The sequence below is a fragment of the Methanogenium cariaci JCM 10550 genome, from assembly GCF_001315945.1.
GTDB classification, from domain to species: Archaea; Halobacteriota; Methanomicrobia; order Methanomicrobiales; family Methanomicrobiaceae; genus Methanogenium; species Methanogenium cariaci.
Genome location: NZ_BBBG01000006.1, coordinates 75,068 through 99,095, shown reverse-complemented (window position 1 = coordinate 99,095; position 24,028 = coordinate 75,068). Strand labels below are relative to the sequence as shown.

32 protein-coding genes and 1 pseudogene are annotated in these 24,028 nt (G+C 48.6%); 9 read left to right on the top strand and 24 right to left on the bottom strand.

Annotation, left to right across the window (positions count from 1 at the left end):
• Window positions 1–25: 25 nt before the first annotated feature.
• The 18 genes from JCM10550_RS07265 to JCM10550_RS07190 form a co-directional block, all read right to left on the bottom strand.
• A complete protein-coding gene (locus JCM10550_RS07265) occupies window positions 26–1,129 on the bottom strand; it encodes a PEGA domain-containing protein (protein ID WP_157200052.1) in 1,104 nt (367 codons plus the stop codon).
• Between the two features lie 32 nt (window positions 1,130–1,161).
• Window positions 1,162–1,443, bottom strand: a complete 282-nt coding sequence (locus JCM10550_RS17020) for a hypothetical protein (protein ID WP_157200042.1) — start codon at window positions 1,441–1,443, stop codon at window positions 1,162–1,164.
• On the bottom strand, window positions 1,427–1,723 hold the full coding sequence (locus JCM10550_RS07260; RefSeq protein ID WP_062398103.1) for a hypothetical protein: 297 nt from the start codon (window positions 1,721–1,723) through the stop codon (window positions 1,427–1,429). The genes JCM10550_RS17020 and JCM10550_RS07260 overlap by 17 nt, the downstream gene beginning before the upstream one ends.
• A complete protein-coding gene (locus JCM10550_RS07255; protein ID WP_062398100.1) occupies window positions 1,720–2,268 on the bottom strand; it encodes a hypothetical protein in 549 nt (182 codons plus the stop codon). Before JCM10550_RS07255 ends, JCM10550_RS07260 begins: the two co-directional genes overlap by 4 nt.
• A 10-nt stretch (window positions 2,269–2,278) precedes the next feature.
• The gene (locus tag JCM10550_RS07250) at window positions 2,279–2,896 is read right to left on the bottom strand and encodes an energy-coupling factor transporter transmembrane protein EcfT (protein WP_062398098.1); all 618 of its coding nucleotides are present in this window, start codon (window positions 2,894–2,896) and stop codon (window positions 2,279–2,281) included.
• A gap of 374 nt (window positions 2,897–3,270) precedes the next feature.
• Entirely contained in the window at window positions 3,271–3,876 is a 606-nt protein-coding gene (locus JCM10550_RS07245; protein WP_062398096.1) for a PGF-pre-PGF domain-containing protein, read from the bottom strand.
• Between the two features lie 19 nt (window positions 3,877–3,895).
• Complete coding sequence (locus JCM10550_RS07240; RefSeq protein WP_062398094.1) at window positions 3,896–4,921, bottom strand: Ig-like domain-containing protein; 1,026 nt, start codon at window positions 4,919–4,921, stop codon at window positions 3,896–3,898.
• Window positions 4,922–4,929: 8 nt separating this feature from the next.
• Window positions 4,930–6,051: a nitrous oxide reductase family maturation protein NosD gene (locus JCM10550_RS07235; RefSeq protein ID WP_062398092.1), complete on the bottom strand. Its 1,122-nt coding sequence runs from the start codon at window positions 6,049–6,051 to the stop codon at window positions 4,930–4,932.
• Window positions 6,005–8,353 carry an Ig-like domain-containing protein gene (locus JCM10550_RS07230; RefSeq protein ID WP_245618838.1) on the bottom strand — a complete coding sequence of 783 codons (2,349 nt, stop codon included), beginning with the start codon at window positions 8,351–8,353 and terminating at the stop codon, window positions 6,005–6,007. The genes JCM10550_RS07235 and JCM10550_RS07230 overlap by 47 nt, the downstream gene beginning before the upstream one ends.
• A 1,014-nt stretch (window positions 8,354–9,367) precedes the next feature.
• Entirely contained in the window at window positions 9,368–9,754 is a 387-nt protein-coding gene (locus JCM10550_RS07225; RefSeq protein WP_062398088.1) for a hypothetical protein, read from the bottom strand.
• A gap of 49 nt (window positions 9,755–9,803) precedes the next feature.
• Window positions 9,804–10,184 (bottom strand): hypothetical protein, encoded by a 381-nt coding sequence (locus JCM10550_RS07220; RefSeq protein ID WP_062398086.1) that lies wholly within the window; start codon window positions 10,182–10,184, stop codon window positions 9,804–9,806.
• A gap of 214 nt (window positions 10,185–10,398) precedes the next feature.
• Complete coding sequence (locus JCM10550_RS07215) at window positions 10,399–11,124, bottom strand: energy-coupling factor ABC transporter ATP-binding protein (RefSeq protein WP_083475360.1); 726 nt, start codon at window positions 11,122–11,124, stop codon at window positions 10,399–10,401.
• Entirely contained in the window at window positions 11,060–11,713 is a 654-nt protein-coding gene (locus tag JCM10550_RS07210; RefSeq protein ID WP_245618853.1) for an energy-coupling factor ABC transporter ATP-binding protein, read from the bottom strand. Before JCM10550_RS07210 ends, JCM10550_RS07215 begins: the two co-directional genes overlap by 65 nt.
• A gap of 20 nt (window positions 11,714–11,733) precedes the next feature.
• Complete coding sequence (locus JCM10550_RS18505) at window positions 11,734–11,895, bottom strand: hypothetical protein (protein WP_157200040.1); 162 nt, start codon at window positions 11,893–11,895, stop codon at window positions 11,734–11,736.
• Window positions 11,888–12,433, bottom strand: coding sequence for an ECF transporter S component (locus JCM10550_RS07205; RefSeq protein ID WP_062398081.1), 546 nt, complete (start codon window positions 12,431–12,433; stop codon window positions 11,888–11,890). Before JCM10550_RS07205 ends, JCM10550_RS18505 begins: the two co-directional genes overlap by 8 nt.
• Window positions 12,434–12,438: 5 nt before the next feature.
• A complete protein-coding gene (locus JCM10550_RS07200) occupies window positions 12,439–12,642 on the bottom strand; it encodes a hypothetical protein (RefSeq protein WP_062398079.1) in 204 nt (67 codons plus the stop codon).
• Window positions 12,584–13,189 carry a hypothetical protein gene (locus tag JCM10550_RS07195; RefSeq protein ID WP_157200039.1) on the bottom strand — a complete coding sequence of 202 codons (606 nt, stop codon included), beginning with the start codon at window positions 13,187–13,189 and terminating at the stop codon, window positions 12,584–12,586. Before JCM10550_RS07195 ends, JCM10550_RS07200 begins: the two co-directional genes overlap by 59 nt.
• A gap of 68 nt (window positions 13,190–13,257) precedes the next feature.
• Window positions 13,258–13,971, bottom strand: coding sequence for a hypothetical protein (locus tag JCM10550_RS07190; RefSeq protein WP_062398074.1), 714 nt, complete (start codon window positions 13,969–13,971; stop codon window positions 13,258–13,260).
• Between the two features lie 488 nt (window positions 13,972–14,459).
• Between JCM10550_RS07190 and JCM10550_RS07185 the strand changes: the two are divergent.
• The 6 genes and pseudogenes from JCM10550_RS07185 to JCM10550_RS07160 all read left to right on the top strand — a co-directional run bounded on the left by JCM10550_RS07185 (window position 14,460) and on the right by JCM10550_RS07160 (window position 18,846).
• Window positions 14,460–15,420, top strand: a pseudogene (locus JCM10550_RS07185) (MoxR family ATPase).
• On the top strand, window positions 15,417–15,983 hold the full coding sequence (locus JCM10550_RS07180) for a DUF58 domain-containing protein (protein ID WP_062398071.1): 567 nt from the start codon (window positions 15,417–15,419) through the stop codon (window positions 15,981–15,983). The pseudogene JCM10550_RS07185 and the gene JCM10550_RS07180 overlap by 4 nt, the downstream one beginning before the upstream one ends.
• Entirely contained in the window at window positions 15,971–16,348 is a 378-nt protein-coding gene (locus JCM10550_RS07175) for a hypothetical protein (RefSeq protein WP_062398069.1), read from the top strand. Before JCM10550_RS07180 ends, JCM10550_RS07175 begins: the two co-directional genes overlap by 13 nt.
• Window positions 16,349–16,351: 3 nt before the next feature.
• Complete coding sequence (locus JCM10550_RS07170; RefSeq protein WP_062398067.1) at window positions 16,352–17,332, top strand: VWA domain-containing protein; 981 nt, start codon at window positions 16,352–16,354, stop codon at window positions 17,330–17,332.
• The gene (locus tag JCM10550_RS07165; RefSeq protein ID WP_157200038.1) at window positions 17,307–18,362 is read left to right on the top strand and encodes a hypothetical protein; all 1,056 of its coding nucleotides are present in this window, start codon (window positions 17,307–17,309) and stop codon (window positions 18,360–18,362) included. The genes JCM10550_RS07170 and JCM10550_RS07165 overlap by 26 nt, the downstream gene beginning before the upstream one ends.
• A complete protein-coding gene (locus tag JCM10550_RS07160) occupies window positions 18,307–18,846 on the top strand; it encodes a hypothetical protein (protein ID WP_062398063.1) in 540 nt (179 codons plus the stop codon). Before JCM10550_RS07165 ends, JCM10550_RS07160 begins: the two co-directional genes overlap by 56 nt.
• Window positions 18,847–18,985: 139 nt before the next feature.
• Here the strand turns inward: JCM10550_RS07160 and JCM10550_RS18500 are convergent, their stop codons facing one another.
• From JCM10550_RS18500 to JCM10550_RS20060, 4 genes are all read right to left on the bottom strand, one after another.
• Window positions 18,986–19,153, bottom strand: a complete 168-nt coding sequence (locus JCM10550_RS18500) for a hypothetical protein (protein WP_157200037.1) — start codon at window positions 19,151–19,153, stop codon at window positions 18,986–18,988.
• A 61-nt stretch (window positions 19,154–19,214) separates the two neighbouring features.
• On the bottom strand, window positions 19,215–19,598 hold the full coding sequence (locus JCM10550_RS07155; RefSeq protein ID WP_062398061.1) for a hypothetical protein: 384 nt from the start codon (window positions 19,596–19,598) through the stop codon (window positions 19,215–19,217).
• A 61-nt stretch (window positions 19,599–19,659) separates the two neighbouring features.
• Window positions 19,660–20,235, bottom strand: a complete 576-nt coding sequence (locus JCM10550_RS07150) for a type IV pilin (RefSeq protein ID WP_062398060.1) — start codon at window positions 20,233–20,235, stop codon at window positions 19,660–19,662.
• A 91-nt stretch (window positions 20,236–20,326) separates the two neighbouring features.
• The gene (locus JCM10550_RS20060; RefSeq protein ID WP_062398058.1) at window positions 20,327–20,815 is read right to left on the bottom strand and encodes a type IV pilin N-terminal domain-containing protein; all 489 of its coding nucleotides are present in this window, start codon (window positions 20,813–20,815) and stop codon (window positions 20,327–20,329) included.
• A 125-nt stretch (window positions 20,816–20,940) separates the two neighbouring features.
• Here JCM10550_RS20060 and JCM10550_RS07140 point away from each other — a divergent pair, with 125 nt between their 5' ends.
• From JCM10550_RS07140 to JCM10550_RS07130, 3 genes are all read left to right on the top strand, one after another.
• Window positions 20,941–21,234 carry a DNA glycosylase gene (locus tag JCM10550_RS07140; RefSeq protein WP_062398056.1) on the top strand — a complete coding sequence of 98 codons (294 nt, stop codon included), beginning with the start codon at window positions 20,941–20,943 and terminating at the stop codon, window positions 21,232–21,234.
• Between the two features lie 56 nt (window positions 21,235–21,290).
• The gene (locus tag JCM10550_RS07135) at window positions 21,291–21,803 is read left to right on the top strand and encodes a hypothetical protein (RefSeq protein WP_062398054.1); all 513 of its coding nucleotides are present in this window, start codon (window positions 21,291–21,293) and stop codon (window positions 21,801–21,803) included.
• A gap of 201 nt (window positions 21,804–22,004) precedes the next feature.
• Window positions 22,005–22,427, top strand: coding sequence for a type IV pilin N-terminal domain-containing protein (locus JCM10550_RS07130; RefSeq protein ID WP_083475358.1), 423 nt, complete (start codon window positions 22,005–22,007; stop codon window positions 22,425–22,427).
• 558 nt (window positions 22,428–22,985) lie between these two features.
• Here the strand turns inward: JCM10550_RS07130 and JCM10550_RS07125 are convergent.
• The gene (locus JCM10550_RS07125) at window positions 22,986–23,576 is read right to left on the bottom strand and encodes a hypothetical protein (RefSeq protein ID WP_062398050.1); all 591 of its coding nucleotides are present in this window, start codon (window positions 23,574–23,576) and stop codon (window positions 22,986–22,988) included.
• Window positions 23,570–24,025, bottom strand: a complete 456-nt coding sequence (locus tag JCM10550_RS07120; protein ID WP_062398048.1) for a hypothetical protein — start codon at window positions 24,023–24,025, stop codon at window positions 23,570–23,572. The genes JCM10550_RS07125 and JCM10550_RS07120 overlap by 7 nt, the downstream gene beginning before the upstream one ends.
• Window positions 24,026–24,028: the final 3 nt, after the last annotated feature.

Sequence of the window (24,028 nt, the reverse complement as noted above, 5' to 3'; positions counted from 1 at the left end):
ATATGATTGCCTTCCGTTACATTGTCTACCGTGCAGGGGGGGTAATGAGATCAGTCCGGTATCCGTCAACCGAGACGGCGGCACCGGCAGGGCTGCTCGTGATGCTAATTGTCCCGGTGTTTTCTTTGGCATTAGGACACTGAATATTTAATACGGAATTCTCCTCCTGATGTCCCGCATTAAAGGTATAAAATGTCCCGTCTTTTACTACGGTGAGGTAGGTACCGCTCTTTTCAACAGACACGGTTGATGGGAAGGTATATTCAGGAGATTCACCTTCAATCATAAATACACAATCTCTGAAATCCTTTGACTGAACGGTAACAGAGACTTTCGGTGAGAATACTCCCGGTTCAAGTTTTATACGGGAATCGTCCCCCCCGGAAAAGACACGGACCGTCTTCTGTGCCATCTTCGCGGGTTCGGAACTGTCGCTTACCATGCTTACCATCACTTTATGGAAACCATCTTTCAGACCGCAAAAATATTGAGGGGTTTTCTTATCGGTCTTTACCCCCCCATCAAGAGTAATCGGGAGATTGTCCGGATAGGAGGTCACATAAAGTCCCCCCCCGGTGCCCGCTTCTGCATCATTGATGCCGGAATTCTCGGTCGTTTCATCCGGGAGAGCATCATACCCAGAAGGATCCGGACCTGCGACTGTTGCTTCCGGCGGTGCTACCGGTGCTGACGCATTGGTGGTAACTACCGGAAGGGAATCCGATGCCTCAGGTGCACCGGAGAAGATACCGGCAAAGATATCAAAAATATACCCTACGATTCCGCCATCTGCTTCAGGCATATCCTCTCCGATTTTTTCTTTGGTCACTTCTGTCTCAGAAGGCAGGGGATCCGGTTTTCCATCACCCATACCGGATGAAGCCGGAGAATATGCATCTGTTTTGTTCCCGCCGAATACAAAGGAAATTTCAGACTGTTCACCCATACGTATGGTTACGTCTGCAGATTCCGGCTGATACCCGTCCTTATATGCCGTGATAGTATGTGTTCCCGATTCTATTCCGGTTATGAGGGAGTCGGTATGCCAGAGCGTGTCAGTATCGTCTACAAAAATATCCGCACCTGCAGGCACTGACGATACAAAGCATGAGCCGGAACCCTTTGTCAGGTTAAAATTCTTTTCCGTAACATACCCGCTTTTTACTCTGACATTCTTAGATTCAGTGACCTCATACTCGTCACATTCAAGATAAACCCGGTATTCACCGGCAGGAAAATCAACAAAAGAGCTGTTTGTCTCCTGTCCGGAGTAGACACCGTCGAGGTAAATTTTTGCTCCTGCAGGAACTGATGTGATGTTGAGGTTTCCAACCTGCGGTCTCCACTCTCCGGGGGGGGATGGGATGAGTCATCAGAGTCGTAGGATATCTTCCCGGATGAGCCCCCCCCTTCTCCCCCCCCGCCTTCACCAACAATATCCACGACATACCCCGCTGGCGCCCTCGCCCACAATACGGTTCGTCCATGAAACTCCCTCACCCTGATTCGCCTGATTCTCAGCGCACCAGCCATAGGTGTTAAATGCCACCAGACCGGAGTTCAGGTTTTCGATGGTGTATTCAACCTTCACCATTCCGTTGTCAATAAGGCCCGGAATCACGGTGTTCTCGCCCAGTTCTCCGACTTTTAAATCAACGAAGTAGATATAGAACGCTTCATCATCCATCATATCCTGATCCCCCCCGTATATCGGATAGTTCATCGGGTCGTTATTCCCGGCAGGTTTCCATTTCTGCGGTCCATAGCACAGGATGATGCGGGAAACGTCTGATCAATCGCACCGGAGATGTACTCCAGATCTTCTGCTACCGGAGGCTGATTTAAAACACCCGTTGGAACCCAGTTATACCCACTGGACCGGAGTTTTATCCTGAAATCATCAGGAATCGGTTCCTCCCCCCCTTCCACAGGTTTTCTGACTGCAACCATCAGCAGTACGTTATTGAAAAAACCTCTTCCCCCCCCGGTATCCGAGATATAAAACGTCCCGCTTTTCATGGAGGTGGTGGTCAGCTGACCATACCGATCCGATGTGCTCGTTGTCATATGCAGCGCGTTTAACCCGCCTCCATCGAATTTAATGTAATATCCACCCGCATTTGCAGTATTGATGTTTACATGCATCGGCCCGGCAATCGGGTTGGAGGGCATATCCGCAGCAGAGACACACTGGAATGCAGCCAGTACGATCAACATGGCCACGAGGGTTCTGCCGAGTCCTTTTTTGATCTTTCCATTGTTTTTCATACAAGACACCTTAGATGAATACAAAATGAATCAGAGTAAGTACCAGAATTAAGAAGAGGACAAGTACCACCAGTACCTGAACATCATCCGTCCCCAGAGCGGGGGGGGCACGATACAGACTGGGTCTTTTCGCATTCCCATAGCCCCCCCGGCATTGCATGGCATCCGAGACCTGACTGGATCGGTTCAGCATGATCACAGTCATCGGAATGAATAACGAGAGGAGTTTATCCATCTTTTTGATGGGTGAACCCCGGTCAAACTCCAGTCCACGTGACTTCTGTGCATCAATGACATTGTTTGCGTCCCGCGAGAGGGTGGTCGTTGATGAAAGAGCATACCCCAGGGAAAAAGAGATGACATGCGGCACTCTCATACGCTGAAGGCTCTTGACAAAATCGCTGTAGCGCGTCGTCATGATAAACAGAAATGAGAAACCCGCAATAATTAAAAGACGAATCACCATGGAGATGGAGAAATACAGACTCCCTTCCGTCGCATACGCGTGGATAAACCCAATCTGTGCGGAAAATAATTCAATGCCCGAATGTTCGTAGCTAAAGAACAGGTCAATAATAAAGACAAAGAGAATGAGGGGGGGATGACCAGCCTGAGCGAATGCATCCACTTCCTGAACAACCCGGATGTATAGGCAAGGGCCATGATACAGGCGAATATCAGAGACATGACCAGCAGATTCATGGTCAGAAATGACATGATGCTGAATACTATGAGGAGAAGTAACTTTGTACGTGGGTCAAGGGAATGGATCAGCGAGTCCCCGGGAATGTATACGATCCCCCTTCTTTTTCTTTCGCCCTTTCGCACCCGACATAATTATGTTCAGTAATATTCGTCTTTCAGAAAAGAAAATGGTTGCCACCCCCCCCATTAGTTAACATAATTAAGTTAATATTTGTGTGCCCGTTACGCTGAGACTCCGTTACGCCGGAGAACCAGCGCAGACCGGCGTAGCATGCGGTTTAAAAAAAGGAGAATAATCTATTTTTTCCCGGATTTGTTCCACCAGTAAGCGCCAGCACAGGCTGCGATGATCGCAATAACGACGATGATCACAAATGCGGAATTATCAGCGTTTGTCTGTACCGGTGTCTGTGCATCCGTTGGTGTTGGCTGTGCAGTTCCCGGAGCGTCTGTGCTGGCAGCAGTTGGCTGGGGAAGATCGGCAGGTTCTCCGGATACCGGAGATGCCGTTCCCTTTTCTGCCGTGATTGCAAAGAGACTGAATGAAGGCGTGTCTGCAAAGAAGTTACAGCACGAAGCACCCTTGCCATCGGCAACCGTTGAGAGCACTGCCCAGTCTCCGGTTTCTTCGTCATAGCGGTACATCTTCACATCCGATGCAGTAGCGCCGAGGGAGTCAAGCCAGTCCGTGTCAACACTGAATCTCAGCGTTGCCATCTCCATGCTGTCTTTGGGTGCGAGGTAAGAGGTGATCTCGATGTACTGGTAGACCTCGGCCGGTGCGGCGGCAATCTTCGATGGTGCTGAGATCTTTTCTGCGGTCAGCATCATGGACGGAATGTTCATGCCTGCCTTGACATCGACTTCGGTGATCGCGGTCTTGTCCAGAATGAAAGTGCCCATCTCTCCGGCATGGATGCCATCACAGCGTGCCGTGGCAATGGAGCCGGATGCTCCGCCGCTGCCGCCGGATGAAGAGGAAGGGAATCCAGGCTGGGGAGCAGGGATCACGCTGGTAGCCGAGAGCCCAAAGATGGATAATCCATTGGGGGGAGAATGCCTCGAACTGATCCAGTTCGCCGTCGAATCCGAGATATTCGGTGTCAAGGACTTCCTTTGTCCCGTCTTCAGCAAAGCGGATGATCGTTATTGCATCATACCCACCGTTGGCAGCCACCCATGCCGGGCTGACGGACATACGGATTGCGGCATCGGAGATGTCCTCTCCGTTGGTGAGATTCGTTTTCACGATATTCATCGTGTAGGCAACCGCGTCCAGGTTCAGGCCGTCCGCCGTGGCGGCGATCTGGAAGGCGGACTGAGTATCGTTCGATATGGTCTGAGTAATGGTGGTCGTGATCCCTGCCCCCCCTGTCGGAAGCCCGGTAAGATTGGCGCTGATACTGGCCGAAACATTACCCGGACTCTGGAGGTCGGCAGTGATCGGAGTGGTCTCGAGTATCACTTCGTCAACGTCTCCGGTTATTCGGCCGCCTGCTGTGACCGGTGGCGATGGGGGGGTCAGAATGGCCAGGTTGAACCCGTTGCCCTGCATGAAAATCGAGTTGTTCCCGAGAGTTGCAGCACTGGCGTTGACAGATACGGAAAGTCCACCGTTCCCATCATCACTGAACGTGCAGTTTGCCAGATTAAACAAGGTAGTCTCAGTTTTCTTCGTCATCTTTACAACGGTGACATCCGCACTGCCAGTGCAGTCGCCGCAGGTCGCGGTGATGATCACATCTCCGGGAGACAGTGCTTCAAAGCAGCCGGTGGTTGCGTCCACAGCACCGACCGCCGGATTGCTGCTTGACCACACAGGAACAGCGCTGGAGAGAATTTCGCCCCCCCGCTGGTCGATGATCTCTGTGGTGAAGTTCATGCTCTCACCGACTTCAAGGATTGTGGTGGGCGGAGTGACGTTGATGCTCGTTGCTTCAAGGATCACGTAGTTTTCTATCGGGGAGACGAGGGGTGGTAATATTGCATATCATCTTCAATATACGGTGTATCACCAACACCATCTCCGTCTATATCAAGACCAGTGTAGGTACTGTAGTAATTTCCAATGAAGCCGGTAAATGTCTCGTTCATATATGTGTATGAAACAGGTGAGGTCGAATTAAGCGAACCTGGCGTTGCCTTATAGAATAAACCATTACTGGACTGGGAATCAATAAGATTATTCATCACAATATTATAGCTTGAATAAGTCAAATACAGTGCAGAACGTCCGGTTCCGGTTATATTATTTTTCTGCACATCAAGATTGTAGCAATTAGTAGTATATAACCCATATCGCTCGGCACCACTGATCTCATTATCCAAAACTGTAACATTATTCGACTTTTTCATGTGGAGCTTATAATTGCCCCCCCCGATGATCTGGTTTTTCAAAAATGTCACATTCTGGGCCTTATACAGATATACAGTATCAATTCCTCCAGAGAATGTATTACCTTCTACGTGTATATCATTTACTTCAGTATTAAGCATCAATGCATAGACTTTGGAGGTGGTTACCATATCAATCGTGTTTCCGTTTATTGTGAAATTGTCGGAATTAGACGAGATCACCGCTCCTATCGAATATTTTACGTCGCTTGATATTGTATTGCACTCAATGATGCCAGGTGACGCAGTACTGACCATGATTCCGTATCTCTGAGAATAAATTGTATTGTTTTTCACCACCGTGTAATTGCTGGACTCCATAGCAACGCCAGATGCTTTGCAACTTGATGCACGAATCGTATTATTGATGATGTTATTCTCAACAACGCAATAATTATAGCCAGATAAATCAATGCCATGATAATCATAGGCATTCTCAATGCCAAGACCACTGATTGTCACATGATCAGAAGTGACGGTGAAAACGGGGGGGACTTTGGTCTTTGCATAAGGTTCAGGAGATACAATGGTATTATCCGGCCCATTGGCTGATATAATTGTCATAGGGCGATCCACAACAACTTTCTCACGATATGTTCCGTCCCTGACAACAATAACATCATTATCATATGCGTAATCAACTGCATCCTGAATTGTCAGGAAATCCCCCCACTCCGGTTCCATCAACATACCGTGTAACAGGTTCAGTACCTGGTGTTCTAACGGTGACATTTGCATTTGCTGTAATTCCCCATGCATAAGCACTTACTTCCGTTTCACCATCGCCAAGAGGTGAAAAGAAACCACTCTCATCGACTGTACCTACAGATTCATCGCCTGATGCCCAGGTAAAGCTTATGTCACTGAGTTTTATGCCCGCTCTATCATACGCCTCTGCAGAAAATTGCACTGGCTCATCTCCTGTCCACAGATCCACATCACTAGGGGGGGTTATGACTATAGCATTGACATCCGGACCAAAGGTTATTGAAATCTCAGATATTTCCTCAAGGTTTTTACCACTATATACAATACCAGAACCGGTCAATTTAAGCGGCCAGTAGTTCCTGCCCTCTAGTTCTTCAGGAATTTCATAGCCATTCATTTTATATGCAAGAATAATGTCCTTGTCAGGGTCGAGCAAATCTGTACTGATTATATTGATTTCCTTATCAATTCCTGCTTTTTTTCCTTTTAGCGAGATCGTATACTCCCGTAAAGCCAATTCTTCATTGAAGTTTGTAGGATCATCATCATCGACAAGCCCGAGAACTGCTGTGAGATTGACACCCTCCCAGAATATGTCCCCGTTGTCGGTATTCGATGCCATACCACCTGAAGAAAGATCGATGATGTCTGTCCTGTTCAGCGTCCTGTTGATCGCCCCGATAAGAGTTACATTCCAGTCAGGATGCTGCTTTATCTCAACCATTGCGGTCTGTGATACACTGCCGTTTGTAGCAGAAATTATGGTCATTCCCTCTGTTTTGCCGGTAAAGAAACCGGTTTGGTCAATTGACCCAACTGCTGGGACGGTGCTCGACCATGTAAATGTCAAAGGAGTGATCTCATCACTGAACTGGTCATATCCAGTCGCGTTGAACGTCCGGTTCCCTATCTGGTCGGTGTACATCACAACTTCTGACGGGTCAAGGGTGATCTCAGTTAAAACCCTTTCAACGGCGGCAATAACATTCACCACTGCGGTCTGCGAAACACCGCTTGCCGCGTTGGCCGTAATAATTGTCGAACCTTCGGATGTGGGTGTAAAGAGACCATCGCTGTCGATTGTGCCGATACTTTCGTCACTGCTGGACCATGTGATCGGTGCACCGTTGATTTCATTTCCGTCTGCACCATATGCCGTTGCAAAAAACTGTTGTTTTCCGTTTTTCGGTACTTCCGCAGAGGCTGGTGAAATCGTAATCGATGCAGCATCAGGCAGGGGGGGGACTCCAGACACACTCCACCCATTTAACACCACATTATTTGTCCAGGAAGTGATGTTGTGAAAGATACCAGTAGTTTTCTCTTCGTTCTTAGTGTACGCATACACATTGAAACTGGCCATGGTGTTCAGGTTCTCAATCTCATACTGGACTCTAAGAGAATGAGCTGAAAGAATTCCACCGTTGAGATCGATAAACATCATCCTGAATGTGTTTGAGGTATCGCTCATATCCTGGCCGGCAAATAGCGGATACTGTGTACCTACAGCTGGACGCCAGTTCTGCGGTCCATACATTAGATCGTCTTTTTCGAACCATTCATCAAGTGTCACTGGTTCGTAATGTGCTGTACCAGAGACAGGAGGCATATGAGGTATTGGATTTGGCACCCACTGATATCCGTCAGCCAGGATATGTAATTTGAAATTATCGGGAATCGTTCCGTTTACTGCAACACAGAGGAATACCTCATCATGATAACCACGTCCTCCGGTCTCAGTCACATAAAATGTCCCGGACTGGGAATTTGTATTGGTTACTTCTCCTTCTCCACTTGGGCTATCCGAAATGTGGACTGCATTCACACCGCCGCCAGTCCAGAGGATATGGAATGTGTCGTTGCCAAAATCATTAAATCTTGCACCGTCATCATTTGCAACTTTGAGATAAACATCATCAACCGCAGGGATTATTCCGCCGTCGAATGAGGTAACGGATGCCATAACTGCCGCAATTGATCCCGGTGTGGGTTCAGGGGGGGTGACCGTTGGCACTTCAGCTTCTGACACGGTTATGATCGAGCTTGCCGATATGTTTCCACTATAGGCACTGACCGCTACTGTTCCGGGTGAAACCGCAGTGAAAAGACCGCTGTTGTCTACCGTGCCAATCGTTTCATCGCTAATCTCCCAGACAATTGCTGTACCGGAGAGTTCAGAGCCGGATCCATCATAGGCCGCTGCGGTAAAGAGCTGGATTTCGCTCACAAAGAGGTCGACATTACCGGGGGTGATCTCAATCAGTGAAACTTCAGACATGATTTCCTCATCCGGAATACCTTCTTCTGATGATTCCGGATCAGAGATTTCGGTCACTGTCACATTGCAGGTGCCGGAAACATCACCATTCACTGCGCTTATCGTCACCGCTCCCTCCGAGAGGGCGGTGAAAAGGCCGCTGCCATCCACCGTGCCGACGGTTTCATTGCCGCTCTCCCAGACAAATTCCGTATCTGGAATTGTCTGTCCGGAAGCATCACATGCAACCGCCGTGAACTGCTGTGTCCCACCGATGGGAATGTCAGCGGTTCCCGGGGTAACACCAATGGAAATAATCTCAGGCAACATCGGTTGCTCGTCAGAAAAACTGCCATTTTCGGAAACGTCCGCTCCGAAAACAGGAGACGCGGCAATACAGAGGAATAATATTGCCACTACGCCTGCTTTTATTAAATCAGGAATTCGAGTGTTCATATTTTCAGCACCATAAGTCAAATAGTTTAATTTAATCAATTTAATCCAAATTGATTTATAATTTACAATTGATCATGTCACAAACATCTAACTTAAATATTGCGAAATGAGATCCCGACAATACAGTGAATTGAAATAAATTCAAAATATTCGATCAAATTTCTAAAAAACAACGGGAATGCGTCTGAACAAAAAAAGATTGTAATTATTCACAGCATTTTTAAAATACAATACGAAAACAATATCAATTAGTTCAGGACAGCGGAGACTCACCTTGATAATCTAGGAACCCACCTGCGCAGAGTCATGCAAACTCCTGATCATGAGTAATGACAATAACCTCTCCTACGATATCCTCACCTGAAACAAGCACGCACCCGATACCAGGCTGTAACAGACAGTTCAGATCCTAAATAAATGCGCTCTTCCCAAAACCGTTCGGTCCGCAAATGAAGACAAACTCACCCGGATAAAAAGCGGTATCTCACCCGATCTAATAAATTGCCCATATCTTTCAGATATGGGATCATTACTATGGCCAGAAATTGATAATCTTTTGAACAAAAAATGGTGTTATAATTAAAAACCAATTGTCCAGCTGCTGCTGTTTGTGCCTATCACTTTGTTTGTCCATGATACTCCCTGTCCCTGTTTGGACTGGTTGCACCATGTATAGATATCAAACAAAGCATAGTCATCTTCAATAAAGCCATTTATGTCATAGTCAACTTTTATCGAACCGTTGTAATTCAGGCTCGAATTGTACTTGAGCGTGCCAAGCGAAAGGTCGATGAACATTACTTTGTATGTATCCAGATTACCCTGGCCATCATACATAGGATAATCCTCATCAAAGTACGGTCGCCAGTAGGATTCAATATCAGATCCACCTATATCCAGGAAATCAGATTCATCAAATGTTCCGATCTCAACTTCATCGTAGTAGGTAACTGAATCCGGGTACATAATGGTAGGCGTAAGTGTCCAGTTGTATCCTGACGCATTGACATTCAGTTCAAGATTTGTTGTATTGACATCGGACGAAACCCCCGAACATCAGAATCGCGGAATCGCTGCAACCCGGATCCTTGCTGGTATCCGAGATGTAGAAAGTTCCTGAAGTACCCTTATTCGTATAAACTCCTCCATATCGATCTTCTGATGCTGGACTGTCTGCGATATGAATGGCATTAAGACCTCCACCGGCTTTTGTGAATTTGAAATAATAGTCATCGCCACTTGAGTTATAAAATGCCCCGTTCGCCATTTTAATCATGGTCTCGTTGTTGTCTGGAAAAACTGCTGCCGAAACCGGTGTCAAAGACACCACAAGCATTAACAGGACTGCAGATGCAGTCACAATGCCCAACATTCTTCTTTTTTCATTACTCTTCATAAACAATTCACTCCCCCCAGAGCCGGACGTAAACGTACAGCCACATCCGGCATACGGAAAGCGTCAACAAATGAAATAAATGATTGTTCATTAATTACAAATCATTCACTCAGATCATTTGTTAACAAATTTTCATTGGAATAAAAGTATATATAATTTTGCACGGTGAATTGACAGAATATTTAAATAAAGAAATAAAAAGTAGAAAAATCCCTCAGGAAACCAGACATCCGTCCTGAAAATACAAAAATCGGTCTGCGCACAGTCGGGCAAACTCCTGATCATGGGTAACGACAATCACCGTCTTCCCCCTCTTCTTTAATTCACGAATCAGGTTCGCCAGCTGAACCTTCAGGATTTGATCCAGACCAAGAGTGGGCTCATCCAGCACAATGACCGGGGGGGTCGCCATCACCAGATGGCTTGCGATCGTCACCCGCTGCTTCTCCCCCCCCATCGAAAGTTTCAGCGGCCGCCCCCCCTTTCGTCCCAGATGACGGATATCCATCAGCTGCATCATCTCGTCAATCGAAGCGTCGATTGTTTCTTCATCCATCCCCAGATTCCGCGGGCCGAACGCAAGCTCGCGTTCAATAGTCTCCTCAAAGAGCTGGTAATCCGCATGCTGGCCCACAAGAGAGACCAGGCCCGCCGTCTCCGCCACCGTCTTTTCTGCGATATCCTCACCGGAAACCAGCACCCGTCCGGCATCGGGCCGCAAAAGACCGTTCAGATGCTTGATAAACGTGCTCTTGCCCGAACCGTTCGGCCCGCAGATAAAGACCACCTCGCCCGGATAAAAAGCGGCATGCACCCCCCCGTTTAGCACCGGGGGGGTTTTACGATGCGGATAGGTATAGTGAACATCAACCGCCTCAAGGATCGGAGATACGCCTTCGGGCGGGGGCGTAAGGTTCCGGAGAAAACGTCCCGGCCGCATCCAGCAGATCACCCATATCCTTCAGGTGCGGGATCGTCGTTTCGGCAGGGTTCTCCGGCAGCACCCCGTCATACACAATGCCGCCGTCATTCATCACCACCACTCGGTCCATAAACCCGACCAGCAGATCCAGCCGGTGTTCAACAATCACAACCGCAATATTCCACCGTCTGCCAATCGTTGCAAGACTGTCGAGAAGAGTAGCAGCAGAACCCGTATCCAGACCGGACAGAGGCTCGTCCAGCACAATGACCTTCGGCTGCATCATTAAAACCGATGCAATCGCAACCTTCTGTCTCTCACCCCCCCAGGAAAGTTCGGCCACCTCCCTTCCCCCCCTCAGATGCTCCATGGAGAGCATCCCGGAAACATGGGTTATTCTCTTTTCAATGATATCAGCGTCAACACCGGACTGTTCAGGGCCGAACGCAAGTTCTGAATCAACTTCATTGGACACGATCTGATGATCCGGGTCCTGAAAGACAAAGCCGACAGTTCGGGAAAGATTCCCAACCGATGTTTCGGACGTATCCAGCCCGTCGACCGTGACCGTCCCCCCCTCCATCCGGCCCTTTCCGGAATGGGGAATCAGTCCGACAAAGGTCTGAATCAGCGTGGACTTCCCCGGACCCGCTCGGCCCGGTGATCACAACCCGTTCCCCCCTCCCGGATAGCAAGACTGATACCGGAAAGTGCCTGCCGTTTCTTTTCCAGACTGCAACGAGGATAGGTATAGGAAAGGGCATCCACCGTAACCAGCGGATTATCCATCCTTTTCACCAATCACGCCTGCCCGGGTCAGCCTGCGGATGATATACACCGAGATCAGCCCTCCCAGACCGCCAAACAGGATATGGGAAAATGAACTCACCCCGATACCGATGATAATGAAAAACGGCTGCACTCCCAACAGCAGCTCCACCGAGTAACTGACCACCATCTTCACGACATTGGCAACGGCACCGGTGATGACCCCCACGGCGATGAGATCAAACCGGTAGACAAACAGCATACTGCATATATCCGCGGCAATCCCGACTGCCAGATACTTAAAGATATCAAACACATGAAGGGCGCCGATACCGAAGAATGAGGCCAGAAGCCCCGATATCAGCCCGATATAGATACCGGCACCGGGCTTTCGTACAATCGATATGCCGATAATCATCGGTATGACCCAGAATATACCGGAATGCCCCCCCGGAATATGCACCGGAATTTTGAATGCAATCTTCATGACAAAGATCATGGCACCGCAGATGGACATCAGTGCGATTTCATTCAGGGAAAAATACTTTTCAAGATGCATGCGTCCTACTCTCTCCTCACAAATGTGGTCTCAATATCAAGCCTGAATTCTTCGGGCTGAATCTCATTCACGCAGACCAGAATCAGCAGATCCTCAAGCAGACTGCCGCCGGTATGGGTGATGTAAAACTGTCCCGACTGTTCCGTGGTCTCAACGACCCCCCCGCCTTTCAGGTGATTCTGTTGGTCGGTAAGGTGAAGGGCGTCCACCCCCCCGCCGGACAGCGGATCGAAATGAATCAGGTAATAATACGGTGCAGCCCCCCTCGTCGGTGTCATACTCCCCCGGCGGCAGGACGGCCACATCATTCCATGCCTTCATCGGTGCAGCGGCAGGGCTGCCGCTCCCCGCTGCAGAGGTTCCCCGCACATAATACGATGAGGCACCATACCCGTCCTGACGGTTGGTTTTGCATTTTGCCGTGGTATCAAACCCAATCACATGAAAGGCCGCCGTCCCGGCAAGACCGGTAAAAGAATAGTTCACCCGCACATCTCCTCTCCGGTGCAGGGCGGGATTGCCCCCGTAGGGGGGGGTTGCATTCGCTTTGACGAACATGAGATACCAGCCATCATTGCCATGCACCGTGTTCGATATATTCAGCGGCTTTTTAAACGGTCTCCACTGCTGCGGGCCGTAATTGAAATCATCCCGGTAAAAGGTCTCCTTCATCCCGGTGTCAAGAAGAGGGGGGGTGAGGGAATCGGGACTAACTCCCTTGATCCATTCCTCACCTGCGGTCTGTAATGCAAACATGGATCCCGCAAAAAGGATCAGGACCGCACACGCGATTCCGATCCGTCTGGTATCTCTGCCTGAACCGGTCATCCTCGTTTTACAGCATAGTACTGCCCGTCAACATGCTCGACAAACAGAATTTTCTTGCCGTCAACCGGGCAGGGCTTTGCGGATTTTCCTTCATCAATAATAATGTGCCCGTCTCTGAGCAGATGCCCGTCAGTAGTGTAGACCGCATCAATGCCCGCTTCAAGCAGGGTCTCAACATCCGCAGGGCCCGAGAGATCCCGGATCTTCCCGCAGAGCAGGTATCTGCCATCGTTTCCGCCCCCCCGTGCAAGACCGAGACCGGCCATCGTGCCGATCACGCCGTCTTCGGTACCGCCCAGACCCTCCAGCCGGATGCCGAGATTTGCGGCAATCGTGCGTGCCTTTTCCTGGTTCAGAACGATTTTCTGTGCATCCCTGCCATACGCAATCAGCGGAGGCAGGATCTCATCCGCACAGGCAACAGCAATACCGGGGGGGTCGCTTCCCTCGATAAAATCGTTGAGCATGCACTCCTTTGCGGTCTCAAAGATCCACTCCTTGTCCGCCCGCTCCTGTGCCTCGATATGAATCACCGCACAGCTGTTGTGCGAGGTAAAGGGGGGGATATCCTCATGCACAAAGAGCTGATGACGGGAGATGCCATCAACCGGAAATCGCGTTGCGATCTCGGCCCCGGTAGCCCTCGCAAGTTTTCCTGTGCCGCGTGATTCCAGGTTATCCGTGTCGTCCATTGCAAGATATATTTTCATGTATGTGTCTCCTGTTTTATCATCAGCGCGTGGCTTTTCAGCAGTCGGTATTTAATCGGGCATTACCGGTCACCGCGGTGCACCGGCAGATCGGATCACCAAAACCACACGCATTATTTGCACCTGAATATTCCCTTTGGAATAAATCTGGCCGGATTTCTTTGGAAAAATCCGACCCCGGGTTAATTTAAAAATGATGAACCATCATTTTTCCGATTCCTGTGAATCAGTGATCTCACGTATCACAGACAACATATAAATCCATTCACTTTTTGATTTATTATCAGGATTTTAGGTTAAATATACTCTATTAACACAGGAGAACTTTATGCCAAAACACGCGTGATCAATTCATAAGTATTTAACATCAAATGCTATATCTGAGTATAATGCCTGATAAATACAAAAGAGATATTCGTGCAGAAGAATTCAACAATACAATACAGCCTGCCAATAATACTGATCTCAGCAGGAATGCAGATGCAGCGATATATTCAGATAAACTGCTCCTCCTGGAATCAGAGATTCAAAAAATCATTGTCGGACAGGAGCAGGTAATACGAGAGTTGATTATTGCCTTTGCAGCAGGCGGGCATGTGCTTTTGGAGGGGGTGCCGGGTATTGCAAAGACACTCCTCGTGAAAACCCTCTCCGACTGCACCGGCTGCACCCATACCCGGCTTCAGTTCACCCCCCCCGATCTTCTTCCGGCAGACATTACCGGGACAAAGATATACCGGTTTGAGAAATCAGCCTTTGAGACGGTAAAGGGCCCGGTCTTTTCAAACATCGTTCTCGCCGATGAAATAAACCGTGCACCGCCGAAGGTGCAGTCCGCACTGCTTGAAGCGATGCAGGAAAAACAGGTCACCATTCAGGGTGACAGTCATCCCCCCCTGTCTCTGCCGTTTTTTGTGCTTGCAACGCAAAACCCCCCCATCGAGTCGGAAGGCACCTACCCCCCCCTGCCCGAGGCACAGACCGACCGGTTTATGCTAAAGATTTTGATGGACTACCCGTCAAAAGACGAGGAGGTCCAAATCATCCAAAGGTTTACCGGACAGGAACAACTGGCCACCCGGACAATACTTGACACGCATGACATCCTGAACATTCAGGCAGCCATACGTGCCATATACTGCCATTCTCTTGTGGAAACCTATGCGGCCGAAATGATTGATGCAACGAGGCACCCGGAAACATACGGCCTGACCTTAAAAGACTACATCGCATTCGGCGCCTCGCCCCCGGGCGTCCATCAGTCTGATTGTATGTGCAAAGGCAAAGGCCCTGCTGGAGAAGAGACCTTACGTCATCCCCGACGACATCAGGGAGATGGCATATCCGGTACTCAGGCACCGGATTCTCCTGAATTATGAAGCGGAAGCGGACGGAATCCAAACCGAAGACATCATCGATGAAATCCTCTCCCGGGTGAAGATTCCGTGAACCGCATCACCGAAGAGAGACGATCGGCATTATCAGGATACTCAGCCAGGGAATGTCTGAATACCATCCGGAAAATCAGAATCATCTCCCGTGATTATTCCCAGAGAAACCGGACCGGCATGCATCAGTCCCTCTTCAAAGGCAGGGGGGGCATTGACCTTGCGGATATACGGGAATATGAATACGGGGGGGATGACGTCCGGTCCATCGACTGGAACATCACCGCACGGTCCGGAAAACCCCATGTCAGACTCTATAATGAAGAAAAGGAACAGACGACCTACCTGGTGATCGACCGGTCGGCGTCATCCTCCTTCGGAGGGAACGTCTCAAAGGACGTAAAGATTCTTGAGACGGCAGCCACCCTCATCTATTCCGTATTGTCGGAGGGGGGGATGCGGCAGGTATCGTGCTTTTTACCGATACGATTGAGAAATATATCCCGGCACGGAAGGGAAAAAACCACGCGGCATCGGTCATCAATACCATCATCTCGCACACTCCTCTCTCCCCCCCAAAGACTGACATTACCCATGCCGCAGAATTCCTTTTGGAGAGACTGAAACGAAAGAGCCGTATTGTTATTATCTCTGATTTCGATGCGCCGTTCTTTGATGATGCCGTGTCCCTCCTCAAAAAAAGGCATGATGTGCAGGCAATACAGATTTCAGACGAACATGAAACGGAGATACCGGATGTGGGGGGGCGTATCGAGATCGCTGACCCCGAGACCGGCGAACAGCTGCTGATTGACACCTCCGATCCGTCATTCCGGGAACGCTACCGGCAGGCAGCAGAAGACCACCAGGGCAGGCTCTCGAACTATTTGTGCAAAACCCATATCCCGGTATTACAGATCTCTACCTCTGATCCTTACCGGGATGTGTTTTTTAAGCTGCAGACCTTTTACCGGGGGGGGACGGCATAACCCATGGTCGGATTTTATCATCCTCTAGTGCTGTCAGGCCTGCTCCTGATCCCCCCCGCTCTGGTGTATTACTATTCCTACCATGAAAAACGCAGCAGACGCCGTGCCCTTGCGTTTTCAAAACTCTCCTTTGCGAAGGCGGCACAGGCAGCAGACAACAAAAGTCCGTTCAAAACATTTTTCACCCCGAAAAAGACCGTATTTATCCTGATGCTTCTGACGCTGGCATTTCTTATCATCGGTCTTGCCGGGCCGCATGCACCCCTTGAGACCGCGAAAGAGGGAGTCAATGTCGTCCTCGCCATGGACGTCTCCGGAAGTATGCAGGCAACCGACTATAAACCGAACCGGCTCGAAGTGGCAAAGACCTCGGCCCTCCAACTCATACACAGTCTCGGGGAAAAGGACTTTGCCGGAGTTGTATTATTTGACTCCGGTGCCTCGTCCGCCGCATACCTCAGTCCGGACAAGGAGAAGGTCGGGCGAAAACTGCTCGCCGTAACCAAAAGGGACGGGAATACCGCAATCGGGGGGGACGGGCTTGCCCTCGCAACCGACATGGCAGATGCCATCCCGGACAAAAGGAAAGTGGTGATCCTGCTCTCCGACGGGGGGGAGAATAATGCCGGGAGCATCACCCCCCCGGAAGAGGCGGTATCGTTTGCAAAGACGAGAAATATTCAAGTCTTTACGATAGGTCTCGGATCTGAGGAGCCGGTACTGTATGACTACGATTCCTTCGGCAACCCGCTCTACGCAAATCTGGATGAAGACAATCTGAAATTCATTGCCAAAGAGACCGGGGGGCAGTATTTCAGATCCGTTGACGCAAAGACGCTGGAAGAGATATATGCAGGAATCAATCAGGCAATCGTCCGCGAGGCGGAGGAGACGGATATCAGCTACCTGTGCTATCTGTTGGGACTGATGTCCCTTCTCGCTGCCATGCTGATATCGTTTGGAAGGAGGCAGGCGATCCCGTGAAAAAATCCGGCATCTCTGTTATTGCGTGGTGATTTTCATCATCGCTGCCACCGCCCAGGTCTCTGCCGGGGGGGATGACGCACTCTTCCTCTCGACCGATGCGGCACACTACCGGTTTTCCCTGAATGAAAATTCACAGATTCCGGTAAAAATAACAAACACGATGGATAAGGATCTCCCCCCCGGCACTCTTGTCGTAAAGATTAAAGATCCCCAAACCGGCGAATACGTACATTCACAGAGTAAGCGGGTTACGGCCTTCTCCGGGGGGGAGGAGATGTATTATGTCTCCGCCGGAAATGCCGGAGGAGAGAATGATCTTATTGTCGATATTTCGTTTGAATACGGGAATGGACCGGTATACAGTTCGGATTTAAAGGGGGGGATCACTCTCAGTTTCAGCGATGAACCGGCACCGGATGAGGAGACCGAGACCGAGACCGAGACAGCACCCGTAAAAAGCACCTCAGAGATAAAGGCAGAAGACACCGCTACGGATACGTCATCCTATCGACCTGAAAAAACGGACGGGGGGGAAGCAAATCCCGTTGAAAAGCATTCCGATGCCGATGCACTCAAACGGACACTGCTCGAAGAACAGATAGAACGGGAGCTGCGGAAAAATGCTCTGACGGCATCAATTACGGATGACATACTCTTCCAGAACGTAAACCGGACCTTATACGACCAGAACTTTACCCGGCTCTCCCTTGTTGTCACCCCCCCGCAGGGAAATCAGTCCGGCGTGTTTGCCTCGCTCTACCGGGACACCAATGATGAGGAGATCTCCCTTTCGGGGGGGACGGTGAATGAGGGCCGGATCGCAGATATTTTTGAAAATACCAGTGCACTGATTGCCTTGCCGGGAATCTTTTTAGAAAATGAGACATTCACGAGTCTCCTTTCACAGACCGCATCAAAGGGATATCTCCGCTCAGGAACGAAAATAAATCTCTCACCCCCGGTATTCGGACGTGACCGTTCTCTACACCAAAGGCATATACGCGGCAGAAATCCGGGCGACATATGAAAACGGGACGTTAACGTCAGTCAGTCTCAGAGAGGATGACATCGTCCCCTTCTATGTCCTGCCCATCCTGATCCTGATCTTTACCAGTCTCAATGCCGGTCTGATGTACGTATACTATACCCGCAGACCAAACCGTTCCGGGAAAAGAGATTCCGCCGAGAGCCAGAATGACGTCCAAACGTATGACACCATGGACATGCTGCATACTGCCGAATCCCTCTTCCAAAAAGGATACCAAACGGAAGCCATAAGTATGGCAGTACGGGCCCTCAGGATGAATATTTCATCAGAAGAATGTTCGGGACGGGAACTCTCGGACCGGGAGTGCAGAAACTACCTTCTGGAGAATGCCGATCCGCAGACCAGCGAACAGACCATCAGAATACTGACGGCAACAGAACAGCAGCGGTTTTCCGGGGAAGAGATCACGGAAGGGGAATTCACCACCCTGATTGCAGAGATCAGATCACTGATACAGCACTGATTTTTTAACGGCAAAAAGGGGGGGGACGTAATCCCCTCATCCCGTATAGACTTTTTTGAATTCGCCCATCCCTTCTCCCTGAAAACCGGACACCCTGCCCCCCCTACCCTCCACAGTAAAGACAAAGAGATCAGGGAGATCATCCGGGTCGTTCCAGACCGCCTGATACGTATCCCCCGTCCCAGTGCCTCAGGATACCGGGGGGGTAGGTGACACGGCCAAGGGAGAGAGTAAACCCACCATCGCCATCCTCCGCACCGGATGTGATCACCAGTGTGCCATAAAGTCTGCTCTCATACGTGCCCACTATTTCCTCTGATGGAGCAGACGCCGGTGCCCCCCCGGATTCAGGCGGTTCGGGGGGGATATCACCCAGCGAATACCATTGCCGCCTGACTGTGCTGTATCCGTGCCTGCAGGTCAGTGCCACTCTCTCCACAGACCCGTTCCAGAAACTCTGCTCGTACTGCCTCCGGGAATACCGTCAGATGTTTGTTTGCAAGAACGACAATGCCAATATCTTTCTCCGGGACAAGGGTGCGGACATCGTCAAGTGCCCCCCCGTTCTTCTCAACAACACGCTCATCACCGAAGTAGTAGCTATCACTTCCCAACTGCACAAGCCCATTTTGGTCACCCAGAGGCCCGCTACGGCCTTTCCCCATCGCCGGGGGGGCTGAAGCCAGAATTTCATGCATCACATCGGCGGAGACTAACTCATTTCCTTCAAATGTCCCCTCATTGAGGATCATCGACAGCCACCGGGTCATGTCAGCGCCGGTGGAGAATCACCCCCCCACCTGTGAGGAGATGTTACCCGGTATGGGAAACGGGTATCGAGCCTGTGCTTATTGGCCTGTTTGACCTGGTGTCGATGATCTGGTAGGTGATGTAATCATTCATAGGCGCGGAAAATTTTTCACTGGTGTTTTCCCTCATCCAAAAAATGCCGTTTTTATCTATACCGTCAGCATAAAGAACAAATCTGTCCCCCCCGACGGTTATCTTGCTGCTGTCCTCTCCGTAATTAGCAATATAACAAGTCAGTGAATTGCCTGCTTCATCCAGTCCCGTCGGATGATCCACATTCCTGATACAGGTTGTCATTTTTGCTGAGGAACGTATTCCGAGTGATACCCGAATGTCATTCAGGTCAACGGGATCGCCGCTCAGGTGATCGAACAGGATATATGCGCAGGATTCATCCGATTCATCCATGTACAGATCTGAAGCGACAATATTTGCAGATATTGCGTCCTTTTTTGCATCAAACGAAAATCCGCATACGAATGTGGCTACAATACAGGCAACAATGAGTGTTATGGTGAGTATGAGCATAACACCAAAAACTTCGGATACGGCCCGATCATTTAGGTTTTCTCTGTTCATGTTACTCCCTACCCGAGTATAAATTCCTTTTTGAGTAGAGTATTTCCATTTGGTAAATAGACAATCGTTACCTCAACCGGAGTATCAGATGCTATGAGTTCATCCAGATCCTCTTCGGAAACACCCAGAAATTCTGCAGTTGCTGCTTTGTTTCCCGTACCTGCGATAAACCCCCCCGGTTTCCATATGGCCTCCCCCCCGAACTCCAGCTCTGGCAATATACCTTTCTGTGCATCATAGACATACGGAATTCGTACTGCGGGTGTGACAGAAGACGAACGGGGGGGGAAATACCAGATTGTTCATGCTTTATCATCGTATTATCTTCAGCTTTGATCCAAGTGATAATTTTCAGTTTTTCAGATTGTATGGATGCGCCGCTGTGATGTTCAAAGATGATACTAAACGCATCTCCTGATCCATCACAGTACACAAGCAGACTTGTCTGTGGCGTCTCTTCGAATTGTGTGGAGGCACCGCCTGCGAATGCCGACACGCATGCCGCAATAATAATCGTTACTGCAAGCATCAGCATAACACCGATAACCGGAGAGACTGCATCTTCCTTTGTATTGTTCATACGAAAACCTCTATTTCAAATAGTTTTACAGAAATCAATTAATTAAAAAAATTTGTTCTATTTAAACTTAAGTTTAATCATTGATCTGAATATTTATTTAATTATGGGGGGGGACGCTATGAGGGATGGAAGGCTACCGATCACTGCAACTCCGGAACGATTATCCGTTTGATTTAAATCATACTCTCAACTGTGGGCAGACTTCACGGTGGGAGCGAATTGGTGACTGGTGGTATGGAATTGTCGGAGATACTGTGATCAAGACGCGACAGGTAGGAGATGTACTTTATTTTTCCGGTTGCTCTGAGAAATTCTACAAGGATTATTTTTCATGGGACTATGATCTGCTGAACTTCTATGGTGCCTTTCCCGGGGGGGATCCGCATCTTGAACTGGCAATCCGGGAAATCGTGGATTGAGAATTATTCACCAAGATCCCTGGGAATGTGTCTGCTTTCAGTTGTTAGTAAATAAAGTGCGTCTTATTCCCAAAGTGGATAGTTTCACCAGAATTTCACAGAAAATGGGCGATCGAATCGAACTTGATGGGCATACATTTTATACATTTCCCGATGCAGAAACAATCCTTGAAGGAGGCCTTTCGCAATTGAAGTCCTGCAATCTTGGCTATAAAGCAGATAATATCTTTCTTGTCGCCAAAAAGGTTGTTGACAACCTTTCGTGGGTCCATACGGTTGAAAATATGGATCTTAAGGATGCAAATCAATTTTTATCTGAATTAAAGGGGGGGATCAGGCCACTCGTTGCAGAATGGATCCTGCTTTTTGCATTCGAACGGACGGAATTATTTCCTGTCGATTCTCACATCCGTGATATAATGTGCAGAACATATCTTTCCAGGATGCACTTCCCCAAATCGGATTGTGAAAAGATAGATAGAGTCATTGGAGATTATGCAAATGAACATTTTGGCAAATATTCAGGATATGTGTTTGAATATCTCTTTGCTTCACGAGATGCCCTGTGAGCGCCAGTAGAATTTGATGTGGAATATTCTATGTGGTTGGGGGGGGCTTCCTCATTTTCAGGCGATTTGTGGATCTGAGGGTAATGAGTGAGTGACATATATGCGTGAGGGCTGCTGTGCCCCACAGTGTCACCACCCCGAATTTGACAACATTATTTGATAATAATCAAATAATATTGTTGTACAACACTTATTCAATTCATGAACCTAAAGAATTACGCTCTTGATAACGATGCGGTGTCCCCTGTTCTTGGAGAGCTTATGATGATCGTTCTTGCCCTGTTGTTGGTCTCTCTTTTTTCTGTGACACTACTTGGCCTCCTCCCATCTGAAAGGAGTGACACAGTGGATATTCTGATGGGTAACTCTCTGGATAATATCACATTGCAGCATAAGGGAGGGGACTGGGTCAGGAAGTCTGATCTTCAGATAGTTATCATCAAGGATAAACAGACCACAACAATCAGATCATCCGATGATTTTTTTGTCCTTGAGGGAAATTCATTTGATCTTGGTGACGAAATCGTTGTTCAGCCACCTGATATCAAATTTGATGGAGGAGAAACCGTTCGTCTGGTGAGCGCCAGAAGTGTGATATTTTCGGGAGTAACCACTACTCCGTAAAAACGCTGTGTTTTAATGCTCCATGCTTCCCTTTCGCTCATTTCTAATGGCAAATGATCAAATTGGACATTAAACTCCGGGTTGTTGTTTATTTCATCATTAGGGCAACGTATGATGAATTCTGCCTGTGTCAGTAATTTGTGAGATTATAGATGACATTCCTGTTTTGCTTCACACATTGGAAAATATTAGATCTTTTTGGGGCAGATTGTGAGATATTTAAGGGCATTTGCTGTAATCTATGATTTATGATCTCAGATCAGCGAAAGGGAGGTTCATGAATGACAAAAGGGAGATGGAAATGATGATCTGTTGTGCAGGGAAATTCAGACACGACCATTTCTTTGGAAAAATCCATCGAACACAGAAATTTCAACGTTTGATTGGTTCTTTGAACCTGAATCGATAATTATCGGTCACGTAAATATCTGAGATTTGGCAAGAGACTGATATAAATTATAATTTCCGAGATCGAATCTCAGGTATGGTGCAGAGGTCGTTGGGAGGAAGCGACCAGGATGTGGGGCCTGCTTCTCTCCCCCCTGCCTGTTTTTTTGTTTATGACACAGAGACGGATATGTTCACCTGTCTGATGATGACTTCCACAGGACATGCCTCGTCGATATTAAAGGTCGTTGTGTCATGGCCATTCATCCCTCTTTTTTCTGTGACCGACTGAACCGTATCGTAGTTTTTGGCAAGGGTTTTCAGTTCTGATCTGATTTTATCTGCCAGATGCGTTGAAAATGCTGACATTACCGGCATATCTGTGCTGTTGGTATAATTGAACTCAAGATGGTGGGTGGTCACAGGCTCCGCCTCACGTACATCAGCGAGTATACCCAAATTGGTGGGATTGTTTCCACTGATAAACGAGTTGCTCCCGGGGGGGATGATATTCACCATATCGATTTTAAGGGATGAAAGTTCTTTTTTTCCGGAACTAACATTGAAATCTCCCTTATCTTCAAATGTGACAAACGATTCCGCAAATGTTGAAAATTTGTCATCAGCGAGTACATCATCCATAGCAAACTCCGTCAAAGGGATCTCTTTTTCATTTTTTGTGACATTGATGTAGCCATACTGCCAGGTGTACCCCTGTTCTTCCCAGAATGTATAAGATGGCCTGAATGCGACGTTCACCATACCGGAAACTGCAGTGCTATTTCCAGATCCTGCGTGGATTTCAACCATGGTGCCACAGTCTGTGACGGTGAGTGTTCCACTTGATTTTTCAGGGCTAAACAGAATATCACCCGCCCCCCCAGAGGTATCATATTCCCACAGGAAGCAGGTGTTTTTTCCATTACAATATGCTCAACATCACCTGAGAATTTTATGAAGGATTCTTTTACGGTGGCGATCTGTGTGATCTCAGATTGTTCCTTAAGCCCTGGAATGTAACTCGTGGAATATAGTGAAATGAATGTTGCAACCACTGCAAGGAGCAACATAAGAGCAACCACAGAGGAAACCGCATCAGATTCTATGATTCGGGAATCCGGGCTGTCCTTACTATTACGGTTCATTGTCAGGATAGGTGCGATCCGTGCGTAGATGTTTTCATACCAGGTTTCTTTTTTTAATTTTTTCATATC

What these genes read in the sequence shown, in the direction of transcription:
- JCM10550_RS07260 (WP_062398103.1), bottom strand. Translation starts at nt 1,723, where the DNA reads ATGAACTATCCGATATACGGGGGGGATCAGGATATGATGGATGATGAA.
- JCM10550_RS07255 (WP_062398100.1), bottom strand. Translation starts at nt 2,268, where the DNA reads ATGAAAAACAATGGAAAGATCAAAAAAGGACTCGGCAGAACCCTCGTG.
- JCM10550_RS07245 (WP_062398096.1), bottom strand. Translation starts at nt 3,876, where the DNA reads ATGGGCACTTTCATTCTGGACAAGACCGCGATCACCGAAGTCGATGTC.
- JCM10550_RS07235 (WP_062398092.1), bottom strand. Translation starts at nt 6,051, where the DNA reads ATGGAACCGGAGTGGGGGGATTTCCTGACAATTCAGGATGCAGTTGAT.
- JCM10550_RS07230 (WP_245618838.1), bottom strand. Translation starts at nt 8,353, where the DNA reads ATGTCTGAAGTTTCACTGATTGAGATCACCCCCGGTAATGTCGACCTC.
- JCM10550_RS07225 (WP_062398088.1), bottom strand. Translation starts at nt 9,754, where the DNA reads ATGTACCCGGATTCAGTTACCTACTACGATGAAGTTGAGATCGGAACA.
- JCM10550_RS07220 (WP_062398086.1), bottom strand. Translation starts at nt 10,184, where the DNA reads ATGAAGAGTAATGAAAAAAGAAGAATGTTGGGCATTGTGACTGCATCT.
- JCM10550_RS07215 (WP_083475360.1), bottom strand. Translation starts at nt 11,124, where the DNA reads ATGCGGCCGGGACGTTTTCTCCGGAACCTTACGCCCCCGCCCGAAGGC.
- JCM10550_RS18505 (WP_157200040.1), bottom strand. Translation starts at nt 11,895, where the DNA reads ATGGATAATCCGCTGGTTACGGTGGATGCCCTTTCCTATACCTATCCT.
- JCM10550_RS07205 (WP_062398081.1), bottom strand. Translation starts at nt 12,433, where the DNA reads ATGCATCTTGAAAAGTATTTTTCCCTGAATGAAATCGCACTGATGTCC.
- JCM10550_RS07195 (WP_157200039.1), bottom strand. Translation starts at nt 13,189, where the DNA reads ATGTTTGCATTACAGACCGCAGGTGAGGAATGGATCAAGGGAGTTAGT.
- JCM10550_RS07190 (WP_062398074.1), bottom strand. Translation starts at nt 13,971, where the DNA reads ATGAAAATATATCTTGCAATGGACGACACGGATAACCTGGAATCACGC.
- JCM10550_RS07170 (WP_062398067.1), top strand. Translation starts at nt 16,352, where the DNA reads ATGGTCGGATTTTATCATCCTCTAGTGCTGTCAGGCCTGCTCCTGATC.
- JCM10550_RS07155 (WP_062398061.1), bottom strand. Translation starts at nt 19,598, where the DNA reads ATGATCCTCAATGAGGGGACATTTGAAGGAAATGAGTTAGTCTCCGCC.
- JCM10550_RS07150 (WP_062398060.1), bottom strand. Translation starts at nt 20,235, where the DNA reads ATGAACAGAGAAAACCTAAATGATCGGGCCGTATCCGAAGTTTTTGGT.
- JCM10550_RS20060 (WP_062398058.1), bottom strand. Translation starts at nt 20,815, where the DNA reads ATGAACAATACAAAGGAAGATGCAGTCTCTCCGGTTATCGGTGTTATG.
- JCM10550_RS07140 (WP_062398056.1), top strand. Translation starts at nt 20,941, where the DNA reads ATGGAAGGCTACCGATCACTGCAACTCCGGAACGATTATCCGTTTGAT.
- JCM10550_RS07130 (WP_083475358.1), top strand. Translation starts at nt 22,005, where the DNA reads ATGAACCTAAAGAATTACGCTCTTGATAACGATGCGGTGTCCCCTGTT.
- JCM10550_RS07125 (WP_062398050.1), bottom strand. Translation starts at nt 23,576, where the DNA reads ATGGTGAACGTCGCATTCAGGCCATCTTATACATTCTGGGAAGAACAG.
- JCM10550_RS07120 (WP_062398048.1), bottom strand. Translation starts at nt 24,025, where the DNA reads ATGAAAAAATTAAAAAAAGAAACCTGGTATGAAAACATCTACGCACGG.